General features: G+C 73.0%; 19 protein-coding genes. 11 read left to right on the top strand and 8 right to left on the bottom strand.

The genetic code is table 11. From position 1 onward, the window contains the following. Nucleotides 1–2: 2 nt before the first annotated feature. From AB0H83_RS26655 to AB0H83_RS26640, 4 genes are read left to right on the top strand one after another with little or no spacing between them, the layout of a single operon-like run. Entirely contained in the window at nucleotides 3–719 is a 717-nt protein-coding gene (locus AB0H83_RS26655) for a cytidine deaminase (protein WP_360099011.1), read from the top strand. Further along, complete coding sequence (locus tag AB0H83_RS26650) at nucleotides 716–1993, top strand: thymidine phosphorylase (RefSeq protein ID WP_360099009.1); 1278 nt, start codon at nucleotides 716–718, stop codon at nucleotides 1991–1993. The genes AB0H83_RS26655 and AB0H83_RS26650 overlap by 4 nt, the downstream gene beginning before the upstream one ends. Next, on the top strand, nucleotides 1993–2352 hold the full coding sequence (locus AB0H83_RS26645) for a cupin domain-containing protein (protein ID WP_360099007.1): 360 nt from the start codon (nucleotides 1993–1995) through the stop codon (nucleotides 2350–2352). Before AB0H83_RS26650 ends, AB0H83_RS26645 begins: the two co-directional genes overlap by 1 nt. Before the next feature lie 21 nt (nucleotides 2353–2373). Continuing rightward, entirely contained in the window at nucleotides 2374–3054 is a 681-nt protein-coding gene (locus tag AB0H83_RS26640) for a DUF4272 domain-containing protein (RefSeq protein ID WP_360099005.1), read from the top strand. On the opposite strand, the gene AB0H83_RS26635 is transcribed toward AB0H83_RS26640, so the two are convergent. Beyond that, nucleotides 3046–3870 (bottom strand): putative RNA methyltransferase, encoded by an 825-nt coding sequence (locus AB0H83_RS26635; RefSeq protein WP_360099003.1) that lies wholly within the window; start codon nucleotides 3868–3870, stop codon nucleotides 3046–3048. The genes AB0H83_RS26640 and AB0H83_RS26635 overlap by 9 nt on opposite strands. A 17-nt stretch (nucleotides 3871–3887) precedes the next feature. On the opposite strand from AB0H83_RS26635, the gene AB0H83_RS26630 reads away from it, so the two are divergent. From AB0H83_RS26630 to AB0H83_RS26610, 5 genes are all read left to right on the top strand, one after another. Continuing rightward, nucleotides 3888–4958 (top strand): adenosine deaminase, encoded by a 1071-nt coding sequence (locus AB0H83_RS26630; RefSeq protein ID WP_360099001.1) that lies wholly within the window; start codon nucleotides 3888–3890, stop codon nucleotides 4956–4958. 348 nt (nucleotides 4959–5306) lie between these two features. Beyond that, entirely contained in the window at nucleotides 5307–8651 is a 3345-nt protein-coding gene (locus tag AB0H83_RS26625) for a sensor histidine kinase (protein ID WP_360098999.1), read from the top strand. Continuing rightward, nucleotides 8648–9052 (top strand): roadblock/LC7 domain-containing protein, encoded by a 405-nt coding sequence (locus AB0H83_RS26620; protein WP_033358336.1) that lies wholly within the window; start codon nucleotides 8648–8650, stop codon nucleotides 9050–9052. The genes AB0H83_RS26625 and AB0H83_RS26620 overlap by 4 nt, the downstream gene beginning before the upstream one ends. An 89-nt stretch (nucleotides 9053–9141) precedes the next feature. Next, a complete protein-coding gene (locus tag AB0H83_RS26615; RefSeq protein ID WP_033358337.1) occupies nucleotides 9142–9519 on the top strand; it encodes a DUF742 domain-containing protein in 378 nt (125 codons plus the stop codon). After that, entirely contained in the window at nucleotides 9500–10102 is a 603-nt protein-coding gene (locus AB0H83_RS26610; protein WP_360098996.1) for an ATP/GTP-binding protein, read from the top strand. Before AB0H83_RS26615 ends, AB0H83_RS26610 begins: the two co-directional genes overlap by 20 nt. Nucleotides 10103–11085: 983 nt before the next feature. Here the strand turns inward: AB0H83_RS26610 and AB0H83_RS26605 are convergent. From AB0H83_RS26605 to deoC, 5 genes are all read right to left on the bottom strand, one after another. Next, the gene (locus tag AB0H83_RS26605) at nucleotides 11086–14574 is read right to left on the bottom strand and encodes a hypothetical protein (protein WP_360098994.1); all 3489 of its coding nucleotides are present in this window, start codon (nucleotides 14572–14574) and stop codon (nucleotides 11086–11088) included. Between the two features lie 235 nt (nucleotides 14575–14809). Beyond that, nucleotides 14810–15694 carry a DNA primase gene (locus AB0H83_RS26600; RefSeq protein ID WP_360099083.1) on the bottom strand — a complete coding sequence of 295 codons (885 nt, stop codon included), beginning with the start codon at nucleotides 15692–15694 and terminating at the stop codon, nucleotides 14810–14812. A gap of 379 nt (nucleotides 15695–16073) precedes the next feature. Next, nucleotides 16074–16949 (bottom strand): aldehyde dehydrogenase family protein, encoded by an 876-nt coding sequence (locus tag AB0H83_RS26595; protein ID WP_360098992.1) that lies wholly within the window; start codon nucleotides 16947–16949, stop codon nucleotides 16074–16076. Then, nucleotides 16939–18369: an aldehyde dehydrogenase family protein gene (locus tag AB0H83_RS26590; RefSeq protein ID WP_360098990.1), complete on the bottom strand. Its 1431-nt coding sequence runs from the start codon at nucleotides 18367–18369 to the stop codon at nucleotides 16939–16941. Before AB0H83_RS26590 ends, AB0H83_RS26595 begins: the two co-directional genes overlap by 11 nt. Before the next feature lie 4 nt (nucleotides 18370–18373). Next, complete coding sequence (deoC, locus tag AB0H83_RS26585; protein WP_360098988.1) at nucleotides 18374–19309, bottom strand: deoxyribose-phosphate aldolase; 936 nt, start codon at nucleotides 19307–19309, stop codon at nucleotides 18374–18376. 25 nt (nucleotides 19310–19334) lie between these two features. Here deoC and upp point away from each other — a divergent pair, with 25 nt between their 5' ends. Then, nucleotides 19335–19967 carry a uracil phosphoribosyltransferase gene (gene upp, locus AB0H83_RS26580; protein WP_360098986.1) on the top strand — a complete coding sequence of 211 codons (633 nt, stop codon included), beginning with the start codon at nucleotides 19335–19337 and terminating at the stop codon, nucleotides 19965–19967. Between the two features lie 90 nt (nucleotides 19968–20057). Then, complete coding sequence (locus tag AB0H83_RS26575) at nucleotides 20058–21233, top strand: endoglucanase (RefSeq protein WP_360098984.1); 1176 nt, start codon at nucleotides 20058–20060, stop codon at nucleotides 21231–21233. 98 nt (nucleotides 21234–21331) lie between these two features. Here AB0H83_RS26575 and AB0H83_RS26570 read toward each other — a convergent pair whose 3' ends face one another. Further along, a complete protein-coding gene (locus AB0H83_RS26570; protein WP_360098982.1) occupies nucleotides 21332–22933 on the bottom strand; it encodes a phospho-sugar mutase in 1602 nt (533 codons plus the stop codon). A 493-nt stretch (nucleotides 22934–23426) separates the two neighbouring features. Further along, nucleotides 23427–25226, bottom strand: coding sequence for a serine/threonine-protein kinase (locus AB0H83_RS26565; RefSeq protein ID WP_360098980.1), 1800 nt, complete (start codon nucleotides 25224–25226; stop codon nucleotides 23427–23429). Nucleotides 25227–25716 lie beyond the last annotated feature (490 nt).

Here is a 25716-nt window from a genome sequence, read left to right as displayed (position 1 = left end):
GCGTGGCGGACGTTGACTGGGTGGCGCTGCGCCAGGCGGCCGTCACCGTGATGGCGCGCGCCTATGCGCCGTACTCGAAGTTCCCGGTCGGCGCGGCGGCGCTGGTCGACGACGGCCGGATCGTCGTGGGCTGCAACGTCGAGAACGCCTCCTACGGCGTCGGCCTCTGCGCGGAGTGCGGCCTGGTGTCCAACCTGCAGGTCACCGGCGGCGGGCGGCTGGTCGCCCTGGCCTGCGTCGACGGCGACGGGCGGCCGCTCATGCCGTGCGGCCGGTGCCGGCAGTTGCTGTGGGAGCACGGCGGCCCGGGCTGCCTCATCGACCACGCCGACGGCCCGCTGCCGATGTCGGCGCTGCTGCCGTACGCCTTCGACGACACCGACCTGGGGCGCATCGCGTCGCACCAGGCCGCCTCGGCACCCACGGTCCCGGCCGCGCTGGCGCTGAAGGTCGGCACCGGCACCGTGTTCGTCCACCCCGACGTCGCCGACGGCCGGCAGGTCTGGACCGCCTACTGGGAGCGTTCCTCCGGCACCGCCGACGCCGAGCCGGCGGGCATCCTGGAAGAGGGGCCGACCTGGGACACCGCGGCCGACGCGGTCGCCTGGGGCCGGATCCGCACCCCACGGGTCGTCGTGGTGGACGCCCAGGGCGGCACCAGCTGGGCCGGGGACACCCCCCGCCCGGCGGGCATCGAGCAGGACTGGAGTGGGGCATGACCTTTGCGGCCGTCGATGTCATCCGCGCCAAGCGGGACAAGGGTGTGCTCAGCGACGCGCAGATCGACTGGGTCGTTGACGCGTACACCAAAGGGGTCGTCGCCGACGAGCAGATGTCCGCGCTCGCCATGGCGATCCTGCTCAACGGCATGACCGCCGGGGAGATCGCGCGCTGGACCGCGGCGATGATCGCCTCGGGGGAGCGGCTGGACCTGTCCGGGGTCGGCCGGCCCACCGTCGACAAGCACTCCACCGGCGGCGTCGGCGACAAGATCACGCTGCCGCTGACCCCGCTGGTCGCCGCGTGCGGCGCGGCGGTGCCGCAGCTGTCTGGCCGCGGCCTGGGGCACACCGGCGGGACCCTCGACAAGCTCGAGGCGGTCGCCGGGTTCGGCACGAAGCTGTCCAACGAGGCGTTCGTCGAGCAGCTGCGCACCGTTGGCGCCGCGATCTGCGCCGCCGGTGAGGGGCTCGCGCCCGCCGACCGCAAGCTGTACGCCCTGCGCGACGTCACCGGCACCGTCGAGGCGATCCCGCTGATCGCCAGCTCGATCATGAGCAAGAAGATCGCGGAGGGCACCGGCGCGCTGGTCCTGGACGTGAAGTTCGGCTCCGGCGCCTTCATGCGCCAGGTCGCCGACGCCCGGGAGCTGGCCGGCACCATGGTCGAGCTGGGCAAGGCGCACGGTGTGACCACCGTTGCCCTGCTCACCGACATGGAGGTCCCGCTCGGCCGGACCGTCGGGCACTCCCTGGAGGTCGAGGAGTCCCTGGAGGTCCTCGCCGGCGGCGGCCCGCAGGACGTCGTGACGCTGACCCTGGCCCTGGCCCGGGAGATGCTCGACGCGGCCGGCCTCGGCGACGTCGACCCGCAGGCGGCGATCGCCGACGGGCGGGCGATGGACTCGTGGCGGGCCCTGATCCGTGCCCAGGGCGGCGACCCGGACGCGCCGCTGCCGGTGGCCGGCGAGGTGGAGACGATCACCGCCACGCACGACGGGTTCGTCGCCACCATGGACGCCTACGCCGTCGGTGTGGCTGCCTGGCGCCTCGGCGCGGGCCGGGCCCGCAAGGAGGACCCGGTCAGCCTCTCGGCCGGGATCATCCTGCACCGCAAGCCCGGCGAGGCGGTCCGTACCGGTGACGTGATCATGGAGCTGCGCGCCGAGGACGCCGGCAAGCTGCCGGCGGCGCTGGACGTGGCCCGCGAGGCGGTCACGCTGTCGGACACGCCACCACCGTCCCGACCGTTGATTCTCGACAGGATCTCCTGATGCCAGAACTGATCAAGGCCCCGACCCAGATCCCGGTCCCGGGCGGCAAGGTCATCGACGAGTACGTGGGCCGGGTCAACTCCGGCGAGTCGGCGGTGTCGATCGCCCGGATGCTCGCGCCCGGCGGCTGGACCGAGCCGTTCCAGACCCCCGAGTTCGACGAGTTCACGATCGTCCTGCGCGGCACCGTCCGGGTCGAGCACGACGGCGGGCACTTCGACGTCGAGGCGGGCCAGGCCGTGGTCACCCGGGCGGGTGAACGGATCCGGTACACCACCCCCACCGCGGAGGGCGCCGAGTACGTCGCCGTGTGCCTGCCCGCGTTCGGACCCGACCTGGCCCGGAGAGACACTGCCTGAACGGGCGGCTACAGTGCGCGGGTGACCGTCACGTCGCCCGATCCGCAGCGGGTGCGGGAGGCGAGCCTCGAAGCGCTGCACCGCCTGCGGCTGCCCCTGCCACCGCCCAACTTCCCACTTGCGTGGGAGCCGGGCGACCTGGTGGAGCTGCGTTCCGGTGAGGAGATCGAGGCGCGCGCCGCGATCCTCAACGTCGTGCTCGCCCGCGCCTTCGGCATGCCGCCGCAACTGGCGACGCAATGGCTGCGCGAGGCGCGGCTGGAGGAGCGGGTGACCGGGCCCGAGTGGCGCTTCGTCGCCGAGGGCGACGGCGACGAGCGGTCCTTCGCGCTGCACCTGGAGGCGCTGTTCGCGCTGTCCTGGCTGCTGGGCATCGCCATGGACCTGGACCCGCTGCTGCCCTCCGCCGACGGGCTGATGGAGCGGCTGCCCAACCTGCCGCAGGGAGAGACCTTCGCGGCGTGGCGGCAGCGCACCCTGGCCGCCCCGCGCGGTGCCGACGCCGCCGCCGCGCAGCTGGACCTCTACTACTGCCTCGACTGGTCCTATCTGGAGGCGGAGCGCCGGCGGCTGCCGCTGCCAGGGCAGATCGACTCCAACACCATCGGCCAGCGGCGCTGGGCGCTGGAGTGGGCGGTGATCTTCACCGGGCCCTACCACGGCGACCCGCCCGGCTGGGAGGACGTCGACCTGTCAACCTGACCGCCACGTGCTGAGCCGCACCGCGAGCGTGGCGGTGATCGGCTCCGGCATGCCCGCCAGGGTCGCGGCGACCTTCTCCGGGTCGGTGTGCCAGGCGCTCGGGCCCATGCCGACGAGCGCCGCCGCCGCGGCCCGGTCCAGCGACAGCTCCGCGCGCAGCGGGACGGTGCCGGCCGGGGTCAGCCACGGCCGAAGGCTCGCCGCGAGACGCTCCTCCTTCGCCGGGTCGACGCCGACCATGCCCAGCGCCGTGACCAGCTCGGCGAGGTGACCGGGGGCCGGGGTGACCACGACGAGGGCGCCGTCGGGGCGCAGCACCCGGGCGAACTCCGCGCCCGAGCGCGGGGCGAAGACGTCGAGGATCACGTCGGCGGTCGCGTCGCGCACCGGCAGGCCCTGCCACACATCTGCGCGTACGGCGCCGATGCGCGGGTCGATCCTGGCCGCGCGGCGCAGCGCCGGCTTGGACACGTCCACGGCCAGGCCGACCCGGTGCGGGCCGAGGGCGCGGGCCAGGTACCGGCCCGTCCCGGCGCCGACCTCCAGGATCAGCCCTGCTCCCGGTACCGCGGCAGCCGCCTCGGCGACCGCGTCGGACACCGGGTCGAAGTGCCCGGCGTCCAGCAGCGACTCGCGTGCCGCGACCATGTCGGCACTGTCGCCCGCATGCACGGTCCGCCCCGCGGTCAGGTCGACGTAGCCCTGCCGGGCGACGTCGAACGAGTGGCCCGCGGCGCACCGCAGCGCCCGGCCGGCGTCCGTGAGACCGCCGGCACAGACCGGACACCGCAGATGTGTGATGACGGAAGCGTGCACGCTACTAGTGTCGTTCCATGGTTGCTCCTACCTACGACGAGATCCGTCGCGCGCCGAAGGCCCTGCTCCACGATCACCTCGACGGGGGCCTGCGCCCCGCCACCATCCTCGACCTCGCCGCCGCCATCGGCCACGAGCTGCCCGCCGCGACCCCGGAAGGGCTGGGCGAGTGGTTCGTCGCGGCGGCCGACTCCGGCTCGCTGGAGCGCTACCTGGAGACGTTCGCGCACACCGTCGCGGTGATGCAGACCCGGGAGTCCCTGGTCAGGGTGGCCAGGGAGTGTGCCCTGGACCTGGCCGCCGACGGCGTCGTCTACGCCGAGGTGCGCTTCGCCCCCGAGCAGCACCTCGCGCAGGGCCTCGTGCTGACGGAGGTGGTGGAGGCGGTCCTGGACGGCTTCCGGGAGGGCTCCGCGGAGGCGGCCGCGGCCGGCACCCCGATCCGGGTCGGCACGCTGCTCACCGCGATGCGGCACGCGGCGCGCTCGATGGAGATCGCCGAGCTGTCGGTGCAGTACCGCGACGCGGGCGTGGTCGGCTTCGACATTGCCGGCGCGGAGGCCGGGTACCCGCCCACCCGGCACCTGGACGCGTTCGAGTACCTCCAGCGCGAGAACTCGCATTTCACCATCCACGCCGGCGAGGCGTTCGGGCTGCCGTCGATCTGGCAGGCGATCCAGTGGTGCGGGGCGGACCGGCTCGGACACGGTGTGCGCATCGTCGACGACATCGCGGCCGACAATTCCCTCGGCCGGCTCGCCGCGTATGTGCGGGACAAGCGGATCCCGCTGGAGCTCTGCCCGTCGTCCAACGTGCAGACCGGCGCCGCCGCCTCGATCCGGGAGCACCCGATCGGGCTGCTGCGGGACCTGCGCTTCCGGGTGACCGTCAACACCGACAACCGGCTGATGAGCGGGACCTCGATGAGCCGCGAGATGACGCTGCTGGTCGAGGCCTTCGGCTATGGATGGTCTGAATTGCAGTGGTTCACGGTGAATGCAATGAAAAGTGCCTTCATTCCGTTTGATGAGCGCCTGGCGTTGATCAATGACGTCATCAAGCCGGCGTACGCGAAGTTGATGTCGTAAATTTGTCCTGATTTGTCACTCGTCATCATCTGCGTGCATCGGGTAAATCGCCCAGCGTCACCGGACGATCGGCTGAAGCACCCGCCAAACGGACAGATTTCTTGACTTAGTACATATCGGCTAGCGGGAGGCCTGGGCTTTCTTCTTGCGACGGGACATGGTGGAATCTCGGAGGTCTGGCCCAGTAGGGTCGGCCGGTCGCGGGTGCCTGCTGTTGCACAAGGCCCCGGTTCGGAGGGCGGTGAAGTGAGCAAACGGCCAACGACGCGGGAGCCGGTCTCGTCGCGTCTGCGTCTCCCGGTAGGCCGGCTCCGAGACCTGCCGATCTGGTCGAAGCTCGGCCTGATCATGATCGTTCCCATCATCGCGACGATCGTGGTCGGCACCAACGGCCTGGTCAACAACATCGGTGAGGCCAACGACGCCGACCGGGCCCGCACGCTGTCGGGCCTCTCGGCGCAGGCCTCGGCCCTCGTCCACGAGTTGCAGAGCGAGCGCGCCAACGCGGCGCTGCTGCTGGGCGTGCTCACCGTGCAGGGCGGCGACGTCGAGGCGCGGGCCGCCCTCGAGCGCCAGATCCAGAAGACCGAGGACGCCAGCAAGGAGTACCGGCTCACCCGGTCCGGCCTCGCCGACCCGCCGGAGGACTTCCGCAAGCGGCTCGCATCGATCGACACCCAGCTGCTCGACCTGCCCGGCATGCGCAAGCAGATCTCCGAGGGCGGCAAGGAGATCCTGGCCAGCACCGTCGTGAGCCGCTACCGCACGCTGATCGACGACCTGCTGAGCATCCGCGACGCCGCCGCCGAGCTGTCCAACAACCCGGCGCTCGGCGCCGACATGCGCGCCGCCGCGGCGATCTCCGAGATGAAGGAGCAGGTCTCCCTCGAGCGGGTCGTCGTGCTGCGGGTCCTCACCACCAGGGCGTTCACCCCGCAGCTGCGCAAGGAGTTCGACGCCGCGCTCAACGGTCAGCAACAGGCCGAGGAGCAGTTCCGGGTCGTCTCCGAGCCGTGGCACCGCGACCTGTTCGACCGCAAGATCGCCGGCTCGGACCTGCGCGAGGCCGCCAAGTTCGAGGGCCAGCTGACGCCGCTCACCACCGAGGCGCTGCCGGGCGACATCTTCACCGTCGCCGCCTGGGACAACGCCATGGTCAACAAGACCAACCTGCTGCGCGGCATCGAGACCGAGTTCGACGAGCACAACATTGAGGACGCCACCGCGCACCGCAACGACCTGCAACGCCAGGTGCTCGTCACCGCCGGCGCCCTGCTCGGCATGCTGCTGCTGGCCATCCTCTTCGCCTGGATCGTGGCCCGGTCGATGGCCCGCTCGCTGCGGGAGCTGCGCCACGGCGCACTCACCGTCGCGCAGTACGGGCTGCCCCAGGCCGTGCAGCGGCTGCGCGACCCGGCCCTGGCCGGGCAGATGTCGCCGCACCAGCTCGCACTACAGATCGCCGAGCCGCTCCCGGTCCGCAGCCGGGACGAGTTCGGTCAGGTGGCCGAGGCGTTCAACGCGGTGCACCTCGAAGCCGTCCGCACCGCCGCCGAGCAGGCCGCTTTGCGGGCCAGCGTCGCGACGATGTTCGTCAACCTCGCCCGCCGCTCCCAGATCCTGGTCGACCGGCTCATCGGCCACCTCGACCGGCTGGAGCGCGGCGAGGAGGACCCGGACCGGCTCGCCGAGCTCTTCCAGCTCGATCACCTCGCCACCCGGATGCGCCGTAACGACGAGAACCTCCTGGTCCTCGCCGGCGCCGACTCGACCCGCATCCAGCGCGAGCCCGCCCCGCTCATGGACGTGCTCCGCGCCGCGCAGTCCGAGGTCGAGCACTACACGCGCATCGAGTTCGGCATGATCGACCGGGACATCGAGATCGCGGCCCACGCGGTCAACGACATGGTCCACCTGGTCGCCGAGCTGCTCGACAACGCGACCGCCTTCTCCCCGCCGGACTCGGCGGTCATCGTCGAGGCCCGCCGCGTCGGCGACCGTGCCGTCCTGCTGGTGGAAGACCACGGCATCGGCGTCTCGCCCGAGCAGCTCAACGAGCTCAACGACCGCCTCGCCAACCCGCCCATGGTCGACGTAGCCGTCTCCCGGATGATGGGTCTCGTCGTGGTCGCCCGGCTGGCCGCCCGCCACGGCGTCAAGGTCGAGCTGCGGGCCGCGCGCGAGCGTGGCACCATCGCCGACATGACGCTGCCCGCCGGGGTCCTCGTGCCGCGGGCGCTGTCCGGCCGCGCCAACGCCGGCATGCCGACCGCGGGCATGCCCGCCGTGGGCCCCAACGACGTCGTCCAGGCACGGCCGATCCCGTCGACGCCCGCACCGCGCTCCCCGCTCGTCTCGCCGCTGGCGCTGGAGAGCGGCCCGTCGCCGGTCGGCGGCGGCAACGGCGGCGGACCGCGCTTCGGCACGCTCACCAGCAGCGGGCTCTTCGGCGCCGGCCCGCACACCGGCGAGCGGCCCACGGTCAACGGCTTCGCCAACGGCACCCCGCCGCGCCGCGAGACCCCTCCCGCGGCCAACGGGCAGCCGCCGCACGGTGGACCCAGCGCCTTCCGCGACGGCGGCGGCTTCAGCAAGGACCCCTCCGGCCCGCCCCCGCGCGACGGTGGCTTCGCCGGCCGCCCGCCGGCCGGTGCCGGACCCGCCCGCAGCCTGCCCGCCTGGTCCGACCTGACCGGTGTCAACGGCGACGGGGACCGCGGCCGCCAGTCGCCCGGCGACCTCAACCCGCTGCCGCAGCGCCGCGCCCACGAGAACTGGACCGTCGAGGGCGAGGTCGCCGAGGACGAGGTCAGCGGCCAGATCCCGCGCCAGCGCCCCGAGGCTCCCGCTTCGCGCGGCTACGAGGCGCCCACGGCGTACGCCGCCGGTGGACCGCCCCCGGCCGCGGCGGCACCGCCCGTCTGGCCGCCGGTCTCCGCGGCGCCCGGGCAGCCCGGTGCGGCGCAGCCCGACCGCTACGCGGCGGCCGCCGCCCAGCAGGCCCAGCCCGAGGCGTACCCGCCGGTCGACATGACGGCGGAGATCCCGCAGGTCCGGCTCGACTGGGACCCCGCGACCTCCGAGGTCGAGGCCACCGACTCCCGCCAGCGCTTCGTCGACGAGACGATGGAGCTGCCGATCTTCCGCGAGCTGGAGTCGGCCTGGTTCCAGACCACCAGCAAGCGCCCGACCTTCGACGACGAGCCCGTCGCGGCCGCCCCGCCCGCCCCCGCGGCGGTGCCGGCACCGGCGTCCAACGGTGCCTCGACGCGGCCGGTCGAGGTCACGTACAGCGACACGGCATACGTGCCTCCGCAGCGTTTTGAAACCCGGGTTCCGGGTGAAACCTCGCGAGGTTCGGCCGACCGGACATCCGGCGGTTCGGCGGTAAACTGGCAGACTGCGGCAGACGAAGGATGGCAGGCGGCCGCCGCACTCGCCGAGGCTCAGGAATTTGCGACGACCGACACGGGTTTGCCAAAACGCGTGCCGCAGGCGCAACTGGTCCCCGGCGGGGTGGAGAAGAACCCCGCCACGGTGCACCGGCGCACGCCGGAGTCCGTGCGTGGTCTGTTGTCCGCGTATCACCGAGGCGTTCAGCGCGGCCGCACCCGGTCCGACGACTCGAAAACCCCGGAGCCCACTTCGGCCGGGCCTCAAAACTCGCAGGTTGGCAAGGAGCAAGAGGCATGACATCTACGCAGGATCTCGGTTGGCTGCTCGCCAACTTCGCAGACCGAGTGCCGGGCGTCGCCCACGCGGTAGCCGTCTCGGCAGACGGTCTGCTGTTGGCCGCCTCTCGTGACCTGCCGCGCGACCGTGGTGACCAGCTCGCCGCGATCGCCTCCGGTTTGGTGAGCCTCACGCAGGGCGCCTCCCGCTGCTTCGAGGGCGGCGCAGTGCTGCAGACCGTTGTCGAGATGGACAACGGCTTCCTCTTCCTCATGTCGATCTCCGACGGCTCGTCGTTCGCGGTCCTCGCGGCCCGGGCGTGTGACGTCGGTCAGGTCGGCTATGAAATGGCGCTGCTGGTTGACCGGGTCGGTGACGCATTGACACCGCCACCCCGGCCGACCGCATCGATGCTCGGCTGAAGCTGAACTAGGTGACAGAGCTTTACGCATTAGCTGTTGACGCATTAGCTGTTGACGAGGCCCGACGAGTGAGGAGGTGAACGGCGACCATGGCCGAGCGCGATGAACCAACCGGCGCGTTGGTCAGGCCGTACGCCGTCACCCGAGGTCGCACCCGGCCCAAGCTGGATATTGCGATCGAGGCGCTGGTCGAGACCACCGTGCGTGGTCGAGCGGCCAACTCTCGGCCGGGCGGTGCTCACGGGCAAGAACAGCAATACATTTCCACGCTGTGCGACGGTCGCTTGCAGTCTCTCGCTGAGATCGCGGCGCGCATGCAGCTTCCGCTGGGTGTGGCGCGGGTCATCGTGGCGGACATGGCTGCCGACGGACTCGTCGCGGTGTACGAGCCGACCTCGCTCGACGAAAACGAGTCGGTGGGCACAGAACTGCTTGAGAGGGTGCTGAGTGGACTTCGGAGGCTCTGACGTGGCAGTCCGCCCAGGGCGGGTCACGTCAGCGAAGATCGTCATCGCCGGAGGTTTCGGCGTGGGCAAGACCACACTGGTCGGCTCGGTCTCGGAGATCACACCGCTGACCACCGAGGCCATCATGACCTCCGCCGGCGTCGGTGTGGACGACACCCGCAATGTGCCCGGCAAGACGACGACCACGGTCGCGATGGACTTCGGTCGTATCTCGATCGACCGTGACCTGATCCTGTACCTGTTCGGCACCCCGGGCCAGACCCGTTTCTGGTTCATGTGGGACGAACTGGTCCGCGGCGCCATCGGCGCTGTCGTCATGGTGGACACCCGGCGTCTCGCCGACTGTTTCGCCGCGATCGACTTCTTCGAGCACCGCCGGCTGCCGTACCTGATCGCGATCAACTGCTTCGACGGCGTCCAGTACCACAACGCCGACGACGTGCGCGAGGCGCTCGCCATCTCCAGCGACGTCCCAGTCGTCTCCTGCGATGCCCGCTCCCGCGAGTCGACGAAGAACGTGCTCATCTCGCTCGTCGAGTACGTCCTCTCGATGCGCCGCACCCGGGCCACCGCCCCCGCGTAACACCCCTGGTAATACCCCCTCTCTCGCACGTCGTCACGCGCGCACCGCGTCCGCCTCCTCAGCAGGGCGGACACGGTGCGCGCGTCTGTTTCCGCGGCCGGTGCGCTTCCCCGGCGGACCCGGTGCGCGTCTGTTCCCGCGTCCAGGCCGTGGCCGGAGCGCCTTCCGGCGGGTTGGCAGAGCGAGCCACGCGAAGCGCGGCCGTCCGCCCCCGCGATCCGTCCGCCGGCGCGATCCGGCTGTCCCCGCGATCCGGCTGTCCCCGCGATCCGGCCGTGCCCGCGATCCGGCTGTCCCCGCGATCCGGCCGTGCCCGCGATCCGGCCGTCCCCGCGATCCGACCGCCACTGAGATCGGCCGCTGGCGCACCTGCGTCGCGCTTCCGCCTGGCGTCTCTCCCCGGCACGGAGTCCCGGCGCCTCTCCCAGCACGGCGTATCGTACGGAGATCGAGCCGGTGCAGGGCCGGCCTGGGTGGTGCGGTGGCTGGAGGCGCGGCTTTTGCCGGCACCGCGATGGCAGATCTGGGCCGCATCGCAGACCTGGGCCGCGTCGAACTGGGTCGTGTGCTGTCCGCGCCGGGCCGGGCTCGCGTCGGGTCGCCCCGGTTGCCCAGCGCGCCGGACCACCCGCCGCCGCTCATGATCCCGAACAGTTCCGGTAGCCCTGGCAGCCAGAACCATTCGGGATCATGGAGGCGGCAGCCCGGTCAGGTCTGTAAGGCCGCTGGCGGCTCAACAACGCTCAATGGTTCCTCCGACACGTAGAAAGGCGTCAACGCCACTGACGGCGTGCTTGAGCGGGATTGACGGCCATGTCCGCGCCCGACGGGCCGCCTTCGTGACTCAAATTCTCCCGCCGGGCGCCGCCCCGGTCCACCGCCGACCCTGAACTTCAACGCACAGTCACCAAGTAAAGACGCAGGGCAAAAGCAGAAGAGGGCCGCCCGAAAACCGGGCGACCCTCTTCCGAGGAAGAACAGCGTCAGCGGCGAGCTGACCGGTACTCGTACTCGCGCTCCTGGTAGTCGCGGCTGGCCTCACGCTCGCGGCTGAAGTCCCAGCCGCCCGCCGCCTCGCGACCCGGGCGGCCGCCGACGGAGAACCCGCCGACCTCCTGGCCCCGGCGCCAGCCACGGAAGTAGCCGGTGGTGTGCGCGGCGATCTGCGCGGCGTCGCGGACGATGCGCAGCGGGCGCTCCGGGGCGTTGACCGGGGAGCCGGGGACCAGGTTCTGCTGCGGCACGCGCCGCGGCAGGCCGGTCGAGGTCTCGTCGCCGAGCTTCGGCTGCGCGGCCTGCTCGGCGGCGCGCCAGGCTGAGTCGTTCTGGCTCTCCCAGCTGACCGCGGGGCGCGCCGCCGCCGACTCCGACTCGCTGTCGGCGTCCCAGTCGGTGAACCACGCGGAGCGGGCGGCGGCGAATATGAGCAGGTCGCCGTCGGCCTCGTCGGAGGGCTTGGTGGTGGACTCGGCGCGTTCGGCCGCGGCGCGGCGGCTGCGGCCCGCGCCGGTGCCGTTGCTGCGGGCGGTGGCCCGCTCGGCGGGGCCCTCGACCAGGCGCAGCGCGGGCGGCTCGAAGCGGAACTCGCCGCTGTATTCGCCGCTCAGCTCGTCGGGGTACCCGGTGAGCGCCGGGTCCGGCACGGGGGCCGGCTCGACGAGGCGCAGGCCCGCGGGCTCGGCCGGCAGGTCGCCGGTCTGCCACGGTGGCGGGACGCGGCCCTCGCGCTGGCGGGGCAGCTCGACCGGCCGCTCGGCCCGCGAACGCTCGCTGCGGGGGATCTCGGTGCGCGCCCGCTCCGAGCGCGGCATCTCGGTCCGGGCCCGCTCGGAGCGCGGGATCTCGGTGCGCGAGGACCGGGGGGTCTCGGTGCGGGGCGTGGACTCGGCCCGCGAGGAGGACTCGGCGGACGCCTCGGCGCGGGCGCGCTCCGAGCGGCGCCCCTCGGCGCGTCCGGTCGTGGCGGCCTCGTCGGCGCGGCTGCCGCGCCGCCGGCCGGTCGTCTCGGCACCGCTGTCAGCGTCGGAGCCCGGCAGGTCGGAGCGGTTGAGCGGGTCACGGTCGGCGCGGTTGCGGTCGGCCCGGTGCCGGTCGGACCGGCTCAGCTCGGAGCGGTTGAGCAGCTCGGCGCGGCCTGCGGGCTCGGCGGCCGCGCGGCGGCCGAACTCGCCGGGGGTCTCCAGGTCCTGCAGCTCCACGGGCGGCTTGGGCAGGTCGCTCAGGCGCGGCAGGCTGCTCAGGTCGGAGGAGAAGGTGGACGACGACGCGACGTTCAGCGGGTCGCCGTCGAAGGCGTCGCTGCTGTCGCCGCCCAGCGGCCAGCCGCTGCGGCTGCCGGGGGCCGGGGTCGCCGGGTCCAGCCTCGGCGGCTCGCCGAGGGAGCTCAGGTCGCTGAGCCGGATCGCGCCGCTGTCGCTCTCCTGGGCCGCGGCCGGCGGCGAGGAGGAGGGGCGGGTGAAGTCCAGGCCGGTGTCGGCCAGCAGCGGGGCGATGTCCGGCGGGGGCGTCGGCATCAGGGAGGAGAACGTCGGCTCGGTCGCGGCCGGCGGCGGGATCACCGGGGCCGGGGCCACCGGCGGCGGCGCGACCGGGGCGGGTGCGACCGGCAGTGGCGCGACCGGGACCGGCTGCGGCGGCGCGGGCTGCAGCGGCACGGGGATCGACTGCATCGACGCCGGGATCGGCTGCTGCTGGTACGTCGGCGGGATCGGCGGGGCGGGCGCGTAGGTCGGCGTCGGCGGCTGGTACGCGGCCGGCTGGTACGCCGGAGCGGACCCGGCACCGGGCGCGTCGAACGCCCCCGGGAAGGTCGGCGAGTAGCCGGGCGGCGTGGAGGTCACGCCGTACGCCGGCGGGGTCGAGCTGACCCCGTACGCCGGGGGCGTCGACGCGACATAGCCGGGCGGCGTCGAGGTGACGGGCTGCCCGTAGGCCGGCGGCGTCGAGGCGACGTAACCGGGCGGAGTCGACGTGACCGGCGGCGTGGACGTGACCGGCGGCCCGTACGCGGGCGGCGCCGTGGCGACCTGCTGGCCGAGGCCGGGCGGCGTGGAGGTGACCGGCTGGCCGTAGGCCGCGGCCGCGGGCTGGTAGCCCGGGGGCGTCGTGGTCGCCGGCGGGGCCGAGGAGACCGCGGGCGGCCCGGACACAACCGCCCGGCGTCCGGGCGGGCCCGACACGACGGAGGCGGCGGGCGGGGCGGACACGGCCGGCGGCTGCGCCTGGGTGGGCATCTGCGGGGTGCCGGCGTTGCCCGCCTGGGCGCGGCGGCGGCCACCGGTCGCCGCGGCGGCGTTGGTGCGCCCGGCGGCGGCCGCGGGCTGGGCCCCGGCGCCGAACGAGGCGGCGGGTGCGGCGGGTGCGGCCTGGGCGGCGGTCGACTCGGCGGCCCGGGCGGCCTCGGCGGCGCGCGCGGCGACCCGGCTGCGGGTCGGCGGGGCGTCCTGCCCGACGGCGGGCACGGCACCGTGGGCGCCGGCGGCGCTCGGCGAGGAGACGGGCGCGGGCGGCGCGGCACGCAGCGGCGCGACCGGGGTCAGCGGCGAGCGCTGGCGGCCCGGCTGCAGCCGCGACGGGCTCATCTTGTCGGCCAGGACCCCGACGAGCGAGGCGGCGGCGGCGTCGCAGGCGCGCACGGCGGCGACGGACTGGCGGATGGTCTCGGCGACCGCGGTGGTCAGCGCCCGGTTGACCCCGGTGCGGCGGGGGGTCTCGGCGATCGCGACCCGCAGCGCGGTGATGGCCTCGCCGAGCGTGTCGGCGTCGGCCACCCCGGCGGCGGCGAGCTCGGCGACGACCTGGGCGTCCCGGTTGCGCCCGGCGGCCCCGCCGCCGAGGATGCCCGGCTCGGGCAGCGCGTCGAGGACCGCCAGGGGGATCGTCTCGGCGGGGTCCGGGTAGGCGCGCAGCGCGGCCGGGTACAGCTCGCGCAGCACCTCCCGCAGCGTCGCCGCGGCGCTCTGGCGGCCGGCGACGACCGCGGCGTGCGCGGCGAGGACCGGCTTCAGCGGCAGCATGTCCCGCGGCGGGGACTGCCCGACCGCGGAGAGCACGCCGGCCTGCAGCGCGCGGGCGAGGCCCACGGCGCGCCGCTCGGCGGCGTTGGACTGGATCTCCTCCGGCGACTCGTCGTCGGCGAACCGCTCGGCGTAGTCGTCGGCCGAGTCGTCGTCGGTGAAGGCGAGGTTGCGCCCGGCCGCGGTGAGCAGCTGGGTGACGACGTGGTCGTCGCTCTCGGCCGCGACCGCGACGGCGGACTGACCGCCGGAGCGTTGCGCGAGCAGCGCGCTGAGCTCGGCGTAGCCGCCGGCGTCGTCGCTCACCTCGCAGATGTCGATGAGTCGGCCGGCGTCGTCGACGACCGCGACGGTCAACCAGATTTCGGAGCTTGACTGCGGCTCGGCGAGATCAGCCGACGCCAGACCGCAGTACACCCGAACGAGCGCCACCGCGTCGTCCTCCTCTCGGGACATCAGTTGAGCTTTCACCACGTCGGCGGGGACGTGTCCCGGCGCCCCGCCGTGTGTTACCGCAGGTCAAACTGAACGACCTCTACTAAACAGGTTGCGGGCGGGTGACGCGATCAGCCGTTTCGGTTGAATGCCGTCCTCGGCTGATCGTCGCGCACCGCCGCCACCCGTCCGGTCAAAGGCCGGGTCGTGCCCGCCGTGCCAAAATGCTCACGGCTTAGATCCTGTCGGTCACAAATCAATCACGCCAGTCCACGGCGGCAGAAATCTTGCCGATTATCGTCCGCCAGCCGAGCGCTGCCTGTTGTGCCCCGATTTTCTTGAGCCGCCGCTTGGCGAAGAAGCCGCTGACGCCGCCGCCGGCCGCCGCGCGCAGCGCCTCGTCCAGGTCGTCGAGCGGGGAGCCGGGGGCGAGGGCGGTGCGGACCGGCTCCAGGCGCAGCGAGTAGGCCAGGTCACGGGCGGCCTCGCCGGCCGCGATGAGCAGGTCGGAGTCCCAGGCGTCCTGCCCGCCGCGGAGGTTCTCCACGACCAGGTCCAGCTCGTAGCGGTCCTCGTCCTTCGGCACCACCGACGAGGCGGTGATGCGGGTCTGCAGGCTGCTCCACGTGTCCAGCTGGCGCAGGTCGTGCTCCGCGTCGGACTTCACGAACTCGACCAGGCCCTCGACGCTGCGGAAGAGCAGCAGCTTGCCGCGGTGGCTGAGGAACGCGGGAACCTCCTCGGGCTCCTCCTCGTCCGCTTCGTCCTCCTCGTCGGCTTCGTCTTCGGCGTCCGCCTCGGCGTCGACCTCGTCCGCCTCGTCCTCATCCTCCGAGTCGTCCTTGGCGACGGCCTCGTCCTCGTCGTCGGAGTCGTCGTCCGACTTCTTCTTCTTGGGCTTCGACAGCGACGGGGCCGGCTCGGGCTCCTCGTCGACGAACAGCTCAGCGTTCTCGTCGAGGATGACGACCTCTTCGTCGTCCACATCGGCCTCGCGACGGTGGAGGATCGCGAAGTCGTCCTCCTCCTCGTCCAGCTCGGTCGGGGTCAGCTCGGTCGACAGCCGGTACGCCCGCAGGGTGTAACCGACGCCCTTGGGCAGCGCGATCTCGACCGGCTGGATGTTGACGTCGGACCACATGGCGTCGGCCTGCGCGGAGCGCTCCCGGTCGCCGTCCTCCTCGTCCAGGTCGGCGTCGTCGTCCAGCGCCTCGACCTCGTCGTCCTCGACCGCCTCGACGTCGTCGACCGCCGCGGCGTCCTCGACGACCTCGGCGGTCTCAGTGGTCTCCGTGGTCTCAGTGGTGTCTGCGATCTCGGACACCTCGGCTGGCTCCTGTGCAGCGGGCGCCGGCGTGCTCTTCTTCGCAGCCGCTGGGCGCGAGGACGCCGGACGTGAGGAAGACGGACGGGAAGACTGGCGGGCCACTGTGACCTCCGTAGTCGGCTCGGCGTGCGGGCACACTGCTCACTGAGATGGCCTCGCGCACAAACACCCTAGTGTGCCCGGTTGGCGACGGTCAGACCCCCTTGGGGTGCCAGACCGTCTTGATCTCCAACAATGCAAGCATGCGGGACACGCCCGGGTCGGCGTTCCAGTCCGGGTTCGCAGGTCGGATCACCCGCTTCAGGTTTTCCGCGGCGGCGATCTCCAACTCCTTGGCGAGCGTGTCGTCCGTCACACCCGTGAGATCGACGGCGTTGACGTCCATGTGCGCCGCGAGCCACGGCGCGATCTCCGCGACCTTCCCGGTGAGCACGTTGACGACGCCGCCGGGCAGGTCGGAGGTGGCGAGGACCTCGGTGAGGGAGATCGCCGGCAGCGGCCGGTCGGTGGAGGCGACCACCACCACGGTGTTGCCGGTGACGATCGCCGGCGCGATGACGCTGACCAGGCCGAGCAGCGAGGACGCGGCGGGCGCGACGACGGCCACGACCCCGGTCGGCTCCGGCGCGGACAGGTTGAAGTAGGGCCCGGCGACCGGGTTGGCCCCGCCGTGGACCTGCGCGATCTTGTCCGACCAGCCCGCGTACCAGACCCAGCGGTCGGTCGCGGCGTCCACCAGCGCGGCGGCCTCCTTGCGCGAGACGCCCTCGGCCGCCTTCACCTCGCTCACGAACTGGTCGTGGCGGCTCTCGAGGACCTCGGCCACCCGGTAGAGGATCTGGCCGCGGTTGTACGCGGTGGCGCCGGACCACTTGCCGACGGCCGCGCGGGCCGCCTTGACCGCGTCGCGGGCGTCCTTGCGGGAGCCGAGGGCGGCGTTGGCCAGGAACTCGCCGGAGGCCGAATGCACCTGGTAGGACCTCCCGGACTCGCTGCGGGGGAACGCGCCGCCGATGAAGAGTTTGTACGTCTTGCGCACCGCGAGACGCGCCGGTGACTCAGTGCTCAAGGTAGGCCTCCAGCCCGTGACGGCCGCCCTCACGGCCGTAGCCGGACTCCTTGTAGCCGCCGAAGGGTGACGTCGGGTCGAACTTGTTGAACGTGTTGGCCCACACCACGCCGGCGCGCAGCCGGTCCGCGAGGTGCAGGATGCGGGACCCCTTCTCGGTCCAGACCCCGGCGGACAGCCCGTAGGGCGTGTTGTTGGCCTTCTCGACGGCCTCGTCGGGGGTACGGAACGTCAGCACCGACAGCACCGGCCCGAAGATCTCCTCCCGGGCGATCCGGTGCGCCTGCGTGACGCCGGTGAAGATCGTGGGGGCGAACCAGAACCCGCGCGCCGGCAGGTCGCACGGCGCGGACCAGCGGGCGGCGCCCTCGTCCTCGCCGACCTGCGACAGCTGCCGGATCCGGGCCAGCTGCTCGGCGGAGTTGATCGCGCCGACGTCGGTGTTCTTGTCCAGGGGGTCACCGACCCGCAGCTGCGCCATCCGCCGCTTCAGCGCCTCGAGGAACTCCTCGGCGACCGACTCCTGCAGCAGCAGGCGCGACCCGGCGCAGCAGACGTGCCCCTGGTTGAAGAAGATGCCGTTGACGACGCCCTCGACGGCCTGGTCGAACGGCGCGTCGTCGAAGACGATGTTGGCGGCCTTGCCGCCCAGCTCCAGGGTGAGCCGCTTGCGGGTGCCGGCCACGGCCTTCGCGATGGCCCGCCCGACCTCGGTCGAGCCGGTGAACGCCACCTTGTCGACCCCGTCGTGCTCGACGAGCAGCCGGCCGGTGTCCCCGGCGCCGGTCACGATGTTGACCACGCCCGGCGGCAGCTGCGCCTGCTGGCAGATCTCGGCGAACAGCAGCGCGGTCAGCGGCGTCGTCTCGGCCGGCTTCAGCACCACCGTGTTGCCCGCCGCGAGCGCCGGCGCGATCTTCCACGCCAACATCAACAACGGAAAGTTCCACGGGATGACCTGACCGGCGACGCCGAGCGGGCGCGGGTCCGGGCCGAACCCGGCGTAGGGCAGCTTGTCGGCCCAGCCGGCGTAGTAGAAGAAGTGGGCGGCGACGAGGGGCACGTCGACGTCGCGCGACTCCCGGATCGGCTTGCCGTTGTCCAGCGACTCGAGCACCGCCAGCTCGCGGGCCCGCTCCTGGATGATCCGCGCGATGCGGAACAGGTACTTGGCCCGCTCCCGCCCGGGCATGGGGCCCCACACCGTGTCGAAGGCGCGGCGCGCGGCCAGTACCGCGGCGTCCACGTCGGCCGCGTCGGCCGCCGCGATGTCCGCCAGAGTCTCCTCGGTGGCCGGGTTGACCGACTTGAACGACTCACCCCGCCCGTCGACGAACTCGCCGTTGATGAACAGGCCGTAGGAGGACCGGATGTCGACGACCGAGCGTGACTCCGGCGCGGGTGCGTACTGAAAGTCCATCGCCCTAGTCCAAGGTGAAGTAGTCGGGGCCCGCGTAGTGGCCGGTGGCGAGCTTGGTGCGCTGCATGAGCAGGTCGTTGAGCAGCGTGGAGGCGCCGAAGCGGAACCGGTCCGGGTCCAGCCAGTCGGGGCCGGCCGTCTCGTTGACCATGACCAGGTACTTGATCGCGTCCTTCGCGGTGCGGATGCCGCCGGCGGGCTTCACCCCGATGATCCGGCCGGTCGCGGCCCGGAAGTCGCGCACCGCCTCCAGCATGACCAGCGTCACCGGCAGCGTCGCGGCCGGCTGGACCTTGCCGGTGGACGTCTTGATGAAGTCGGCGCCGGCCAGCATCGCCAGCCACGAGGCCCGGCGCACGTTGTCGAGGGTGGCCAGCTCGCCGGTCTCCAGGATGACCTTGAGGTGCGCGTCGCCGCACGCCTCCTTGACCGCCACGATCTCGTCGTGGACCTCCGCGTACCGCCCGGCCAGGAACGCGCCCCGCTTGATCACCATGTCGATCTCGTCGGCGCCGTCGGCGACCGCGGCACGGGTGTCGGCGAGCTTCACCTCCAGCGGCGCCTGACCGGACGGGAACGCGGTCGCGACGCTGGCCAGGTGGACCCCGCTGCCGCGCAGCGCCTCGGCCGCCACGGAGATCATCGCCGGGTAGACGCAGATGGCGGCGGCGCTCGGGCAGGTCGGGTCGGCGGGGTCGGGCCGGATCGCCTTCGCGCACAGCGCCCGGACCTTGCCCGGGGTGTCGGAGCCTTCGAGGGTGGTCAGATCGACCATACGGATCGCCAGGTCGAGGGCCTGCGCCTTCGCGGACGTCTTGATCGACCGGGTGCCCAGCATGGCGGCGCGCTGCTCCGCGCCGACCTGGTCGACACCGGGCAAACCGTGCAGAAAGGTTCGCAGGGCGCCTTGTGAGCGCGCGACCTCGGCGGTGAGGGTCATGCCCCCGAGTCTAGGCTTACGCGTCGTGGACGTACTCGTGGTGGATCACCCCCTGGCCAAGTCGCGGCTGACCGCGATGCGTGACGAACGGACCGACAACGGCCAGTTCCGTGCCGCACTGCACGAGCTCACCACGATGCTGGTGTACGAGGCCGCCCGCTCCTTCGCCACCGAGGAGTTCCCGGTGCAGACGCCGGTCGCGACCGCCCGGGGCACCCGCCTGGCCAACCCGCCGCTGCTGGTGCCGGTCCTGCGCGCCGGGCTCGGCATGGCCGACTCGGCCCTGGCGCTGCTGCCGGAGTCCTCGATGGGCTTCGTCGGGCTGGCCCGCGACGAGGAGACCTACGAGCCGCGCGCCTACATGGAGTCGCTGCCCGGCGTGCTGACCGGCATCCCGGTGCTGGTCCTCGACCCGATGCTGGCCACCGGCGGCTCGCTGCTGCACTGCGTGCGGCTGCTCGTCGACCGCGGCGCGACCGACATCACCGTGCTGTGCGTCCTTGCCGCCCCCGCCGGTATCGAGCGCCTCGCCGACTCGGGCCTGCCGATCCGGCTGGTCACGGCCGCGATCGACGAGAAGCTCAACGAGCGCATGTACATCGTCCCGGGCCTCGGCGACGCCGGCGACCGGCAGTTCGGCGGCATGCCCCGTTTCTGAGCGGCGGCTTAAGTCTCGTCGCCGGATCGGGGGATTCCCGCTGCTCAGGCATTGCCTGGTGAGTGCGGCGGCGGCCTACGGTGACCGGCGATGAAGCACCGACGCTCCTTCCTGCGCACCCATCCAGTCCTCGCCGTGACACTCGCGGTCGGGGTCCTCGCCGGCTCGGGCGCCCTCGCGGCGACGGCCGTCGGCAGACCCGAGCCGCGGGCGGCGTCCGTACCGGCGACGCAGCACGACGACACGGCCGGCCTCGGCACCGGCGCCGCAACCCCCTCGCCGGCCCCGTCGTCCGCCGTGCCGCCGGGGACGCCGCCCGCGACCACGAAGGCCGCCGAGCGCACCCGCTGCGGGCTGAACGCCAAGCTGGTGCCGGGCTGCGGGCTGCTGTGGGGGGTCGCGCCGGGCGCGTTCACCGACCTGCCGGCGTCGCAGGCGCTCGGCAACTTCGAGCGCACCACCGGCCGCCCCGCCGACATCCTGCACTCCTACCACCGCGGCGACGAGATCTGGCCGACCGCCGACGAGATCGCCATCGTGCAGCAGCCGCGCAAGCGGATCCTGTTCGCGAACTGGAAGGTCGCCTGGAACACGACCTGGGCCGACGTCGCCGCCGGCGGCCAGGACGCCCGCATCGACCGCGCCGCCGCCCGGCTCAGGGCGTTTCCCGGCAAGCTGTTCGTCGCGCTGCACCACGAGCCGGAGAACGACGTGCGGGCCGGCGGCGGCATGACCGCCCGCGACTACGCCGCCATGTACCGGCACACGGTCCTGCGCCTGCGCGCCGCCGGCGTCACCAACGTCGTTTTCGTCATGGTCTACATGGCGTACGAGCCGTGGTGCGTGCAGCCGTGGTTCGGCGACCTGTACCCGGGCGACGACGTCGTCGACTGGATCGGCATGGACCCGTACCTGTACGCCAGGCCCGGCGGCTACGGCCACGGCGACTTCGCCTACCTGGTCGACCGCACCTCGGACCCCGCGAAGTGGCCCGGGTTCTACACCTGGGTCACCCGCACCCACGGCAACAAGCCCCTCATGGTCGCCGAATGGGGCGTGTACGAGCACGCCGCCGACCCCGCCCAGAAGGCCTGGATCTACTCGACGGTGCGCCAGCAGCTCGGCCGGTTCCCGGCGATCAAGGCCCTCGTGTACTTCGACTCGCCGAACGCGCCGAAGGGCGACACGCGGCCGGACAGCTCCCAGGCCGCGCTCGCCGAGTTCCGGAAGCTGGCCGAGTCGACGGTGTTCTCGGCGGTGCTGTAGCGCGCCGAATCGCGGCGCGACGGTGGTCAGAGTCCCAGCGCCTCGGCGGTCTGCGTGCGCAGCGCGAGGGTCGGGCTGACCGCGACCCCGGTCTACACCTACGGGAGTCCCAGCGCCTCGGCGGTCTGCGTGCGCAGCGCGGCCAGGGACGCCCGCGCCCGCTCCCGGGCGGCGGCCACGTCACCGTCCGCGACCGGCTCGACCACCTCCAGGTACGCCTTGAGCTTCGGCTCGGTCCCGGACGGTCGCACCACCACCCGGGTCGTGCCGGCCCGCACGATCAGCACGTCCGCGCCCGGCAGCAGGTCCTCGACCGCGTGCACCGGCTCGTCGAGCAGGTCCACCGGCGGCCGCCGCCGGATCGTGGCCATCGCCGCGGCGATGTCGGCCAGGTCGTCGACACGGACGCTGAGCTGGTCCGTCGCGTGCAGCCCGTAGCACAGCGCGAGCTCGTCGAGCCGGTCGCCGAGGGTCCGGCCCTGCGTCTTCAGCCCCGCGGCCAGCTCGCACACCAGCAGCGCCGCGGTGATCCCGTCCTTGTCCCGCACGTGTCCGGGCGCGACGCAGTACCCGAGCGCCTCCTCGTAGCCGTACACCAGGTCGTCGCCGGCCCGCACGATCCACTTGAAGCCGGTGAGCGTCTCGCCGTAGAGCGCGCCGTGCGCCTCGCACATCCGCGACAGCAGGCTCGACGACACGATGGTGGTCGCGTAGCGGCCCTTCACCCCGCGGCGCATCAGGTGGTCGGCGAGCAGGACGCCCACCTCGTCGCCCCGCAGCAGCCGCCAGCCGTCGGCGCCCCGGTACGCCACCGCGCACCGGTCCGCGTCGGGGTCGTTGGCGATCGCGATGTCCGCGCCCCGCGCCGTGGCCAGGGCGAGCAGCAGGTCCGTCGCGCCGGGCTCCTCCGGGTTGGGGAACGCCACCGTCGGGAAGTCCGGGTCGGGCTCGGCCTGCTCCGCCACGACCGCGGGCGCCGGGAACCCGGCCGCGACGACCGCCGCCGCGAAGACGTCCCTGCCCACGCCGTGCATCGGGGTGTACGCCACGACCAGGTCCCTCGGCCCGTCCGGCTGGACGGTGCGCAGCGCCCCGGCCACGTACGCGTCGACGATGTCCTCGCCCAGCGTCTCGCCGGCGTCACCCAGCGGCACGTCGCGCAGTGGCCCGACCGCCCGGATCGCCCGCTCGATCTCCTTGTCCGCGGGCGGCACGATCTGCGAGCCGTCGCCCAGGTACACCTTGTAGCCGTTGTCCTGCGGAGGGTTGTGGCTCGCGGTCACCATGACCCCGGCCGCCGCGCCCAGGTGCCGCACCGCGAACGCGAGGACCGGCGTCGGCAGCGGCCCGGGCAGCACCAGCGCCCGCCGTCCCGCCCCCTGCGCCACCCGCGCCGTCTCCTCGGCGAACGCCTTCGAGCCGTGGCGGGCGTCGTACCCGACGACGAGCGGCCCCTCGACGCCCGCCTCCGCCAGCCACCTGACCAGCCCCGCCGCGGCGCCCCGCACGACGGCCAGGTTCATGCCGTTCGGCCCGGCCCGCAACGGCCCCCGCAGCCCGGCGGTCCCGAACGTCAACGGCCCCGCGAACCGCTCCCGCAGCTCCTGGTGATCGTCGAGCACCGCCCGCAACTCGTCCCGATCGGCAGGATCGGGATCGTCGGCCAGCCAGGCCTCCGCTTCGGCGCGCAGATCACTCATCCGTCGTTCTTAGCACGCGCCGCCACCGTCCCTCGCCCGGTCGGCCCGCCCGCCACCGCGGCTCCACCGGTAACCCCCTCGGACCTGCGCCCTTCGGCCGCGGGACGGATCTGGTCATCGGGCAAGCGCGCCCCGGTCCGATCCGGCCGTGGATCACCGCCTACGAACCGGCGCCGTGGTACCGCCAGCGAGCCCGCCCACCGCACGCCGCTGAACCTTCGGGCTGGGCGGCGCGTGTTGCCGCCTGCGCGCCGAAGGGAGCCGTGGCCGATGTCGCCGCCGGCCCGAACCGAGCCCGCTCGCCGCCTGGCCCGAACCGAGCCCGCTCGCCGCCTGGCCCGAACCGAGCCTCGGTCGACGTCGCCGCTGAACGCCGGGTGAGGTCTGCCGCCGCTGAAACCGGCCGGAGCTCGCCCGCCGGCAGCGAAAACCCGGCCGGACGCCGCTCGGAAATCAGCAGCGGCGTCCGTCGCCGGGTCGGGAGAGCAGCGACCTACTGGCCGGTGGAGGCGCCCGTGGTCGGAGGGGTGAGTTTGAAGGAGCGGACCATCTCGTCGAAGATGATCCGGCTGTCGGTGAAGTTGGCCTCGGGCACGGTCACGAAGAAGTGGTAGCTCTTGCCGCCCTGGACGACCGCGTTCCACAGCGCGTGGCGCTGCTGGTCGCCGGCGCCGCAGGTGTATTCGAGGATCGCCGCGTCGTGGCCGTCGAGCTTGTTGTCGGTCATGTCGACGTGGGTGTAGGGCTGCGCGCAGCTCGACGTGGTCGTCCTCAACCGGTTTTCCGCGCCCTCCAGGAAGGCGCGCGGCGTGTTCGACGCCTTCTCGATGTTGATGCGGATGCGCCGGTTGGGGTCGGCCGGGTCGGTGATGTCGAAGTACGGCGCGGACGCGTTGCCCAGCTGCTTCTTCGTCCAGCCCTTCGGGATGTTGACCGTGATGCCGCCCGGGTGGGTGAACGCCTCGACGTCCAGCAGCGGGCGGGCCGGGGGGCTCGACGCGGCGACCGGGGGCTTGCCGGCGGGGGAGTCGTCGCCGTCGCCGGAGAACAGGCCGGACATGGCGAGCGCGACGACCAGCACGACCACAACGCCCCCGGCGACGGCCGCCTTCATCCAGGTCGGGGCCTGGGTGACGAGGCGCTTGAAGTCGGTGCCGGGCTGCTTCGGGGGCGCGGCCGGGGCCTGCGTCCAGTCGGTCGTGCCGAGCGGGCCGTCCTGGTACGCCGCATACCGGCTGGCGTCGGTGCGCTCCAGCTCCACGTCGGGCGCGGGGCTGGCCGGGGCACCGGAGTGCATGCGCCGCAGGGCGCCGCTGACCGTCTCGCCGGGGGCCATCATCGCCCGGCCGCCGATCTGGCCGGTCGGGGCGTGCTGCGGGGTCACGACCGTCGGCTGGTGGGTCGGGCGGACCACCGCATACGGGTCCGTCATGTGCGCGGGAGCGTTGCTGGCCAGGGGGCCGGCGAGCAGGTCGCGCAGGACCGCGCGGGCGGTCTCCACGTTCCACCGGCGGGCCGGGTCCTTCTCCAGCAGGCCGTAGAGCACGCCGGCGAGCGGGCCGGCGCGGACCGCCTGGGCCGGGGGCTCCTCGACGACGGCGCGCATCGTCTCGAACGGGTCGCGCCGGTCGAACGGCGGGCGACCCTCGACCGCCGTGTACAGGGTGACGCCGAGGGAGAACAGGTCGCTGGGCGGGCCGAACTTGGCGCCGATGGCCCGCTCGGGGGAGATGAAGTGCGGCGAGCCGAGCACCATCCCGGGCGTGGTCAGCTCGCTGTCGGTGGGCATGCGGGCCACGCCGAAGTCGGTGAGCACGCAGCGGCCGTCGCCGGCGATGAGGACGTTGGCCGGCTTGACGTCGCGGTGCAGCACGCCGGCGGCGTGGGCGACCTCGAGCGCGCCGAGCAGCGCGATGCCGATCTTCGCGACCGCGCGGGCCGCCAGGGGGCCGTCCTCCACGATCATCTCGGCGAGGCTGCGGGCCTGGAGCAGCTCCATGACGATCCAGGGGCGACCGGCCTCGGTGACCACGTCGTAGACCTGGACGACGGCCGGGTGCGACAGCGCGGCGGCGGCGCGGGCCTCGCGCAGCGTCCGCTGATACATCGAGTCGCGGTCGCTGGGCGCCATGTTCGGCGGCAGGATGACCTCTTTGACGGCCACGTCGCGGCGCAGCACCGTGTCGCTGGCGCGCCAGACGGTGCCCATGCCGCCATGGCCGATGGCGGTGCGCAGCGCATAGCGCCCGCCGATCACCACGCCCGGCGCGGCACGCTGGCCGGGCACGGGCATGCTCGTGGAGCCAGGCTCGCGGGGCTCCCGCTGCTCAGGGCCGCGCGCAGGATCGCGCCCGGCTCCGGCGGAGGCCAGAGCGCCGGTGGGTGGCAGGGGCTCGCCGTGCCACGTCGGGAGCTGAGTCACAGGCAGTAAACCGTCGTCATGAAGGGGAGATGACTTTCTCGCTGTACGACCGCGGTCCCCACTATCTTGCTTGCTGCTCGCCGGTTAAGAAAGGTGGGGTCCGGTCCTTCACCGTACCGTGACCCGTGGGCAACCCTGCGTACTGATCGTGTCGCGCTCCTGAAACGGCAGGATTGAATCCCCGCTTTCTGGGAACCGGAACGGTGCGGTGCAGCGTCTACCGCAGGGGTACCGAAACGCGCCCGGAACATCGGGGGTCTACTTTCCCTGGATTTCCTGGTGCACCTGCCGATCGGGGGGCTGGACGGACGCACGGTGCGGCGCGCCGACCCCCGGGTGCATGCCACGCTGCGACGTCTTC

Origin of the sequence: Dactylosporangium sp. NPDC050688 (genome assembly GCF_040654515.1) — a bacterium.
In the GTDB taxonomy this organism is placed as follows: domain Bacteria; phylum Actinomycetota; class Actinomycetes; order Mycobacteriales; family Micromonosporaceae; genus Dactylosporangium.
This window is presented reverse-complemented; position numbering and strand designations above follow the sequence as displayed.

Bases quoted from the DNA above. Each gene is read 5' to 3' on its own strand.
- AB0H83_RS26570 (WP_360098982.1), bottom strand. From the start codon at position 22,933: ATGAGTGATCTGCGCGCCGAAGCGGAGGCCTGGCTGGCCGACGATCCC.
- AB0H83_RS26615 (WP_033358337.1), top strand. From the start codon at position 9,142: ATGGCCGAGCGCGATGAACCAACCGGCGCGTTGGTCAGGCCGTACGCC.
- AB0H83_RS26575 (WP_360098984.1), top strand. From the start codon at position 20,058: ATGAAGCACCGACGCTCCTTCCTGCGCACCCATCCAGTCCTCGCCGTG.
- AB0H83_RS26600 (WP_360099083.1), bottom strand. From the start codon at position 15,694: ATGTGGTCCGACGTCAACATCCAGCCGGTCGAGATCGCGCTGCCCAAG.
- AB0H83_RS26645 (WP_360099007.1), top strand. From the start codon at position 1,993: ATGCCAGAACTGATCAAGGCCCCGACCCAGATCCCGGTCCCGGGCGGC.
- AB0H83_RS26630 (WP_360099001.1), top strand. From the start codon at position 3,888: ATGGTTGCTCCTACCTACGACGAGATCCGTCGCGCGCCGAAGGCCCTG.
- AB0H83_RS26605 (WP_360098994.1), bottom strand. From the start codon at position 14,574: ATGTCCCGAGAGGAGGACGACGCGGTGGCGCTCGTTCGGGTGTACTGC.
- AB0H83_RS26590 (WP_360098990.1), bottom strand. From the start codon at position 18,369: ATGGACTTTCAGTACGCACCCGCGCCGGAGTCACGCTCGGTCGTCGAC.
- deoC (WP_360098988.1), bottom strand. From the start codon at position 19,309: ATGACCCTCACCGCCGAGGTCGCGCGCTCACAAGGCGCCCTGCGAACC.
- AB0H83_RS26620 (WP_033358336.1), top strand. From the start codon at position 8,648: ATGACATCTACGCAGGATCTCGGTTGGCTGCTCGCCAACTTCGCAGAC.
- AB0H83_RS26565 (WP_360098980.1), bottom strand. From the start codon at position 25,226: ATGCCCGTGCCCGGCCAGCGTGCCGCGCCGGGCGTGGTGATCGGCGGG.
- AB0H83_RS26625 (WP_360098999.1), top strand. From the start codon at position 5,307: ATGATCGTTCCCATCATCGCGACGATCGTGGTCGGCACCAACGGCCTG.
- AB0H83_RS26650 (WP_360099009.1), top strand. From the start codon at position 716: ATGACCTTTGCGGCCGTCGATGTCATCCGCGCCAAGCGGGACAAGGGT.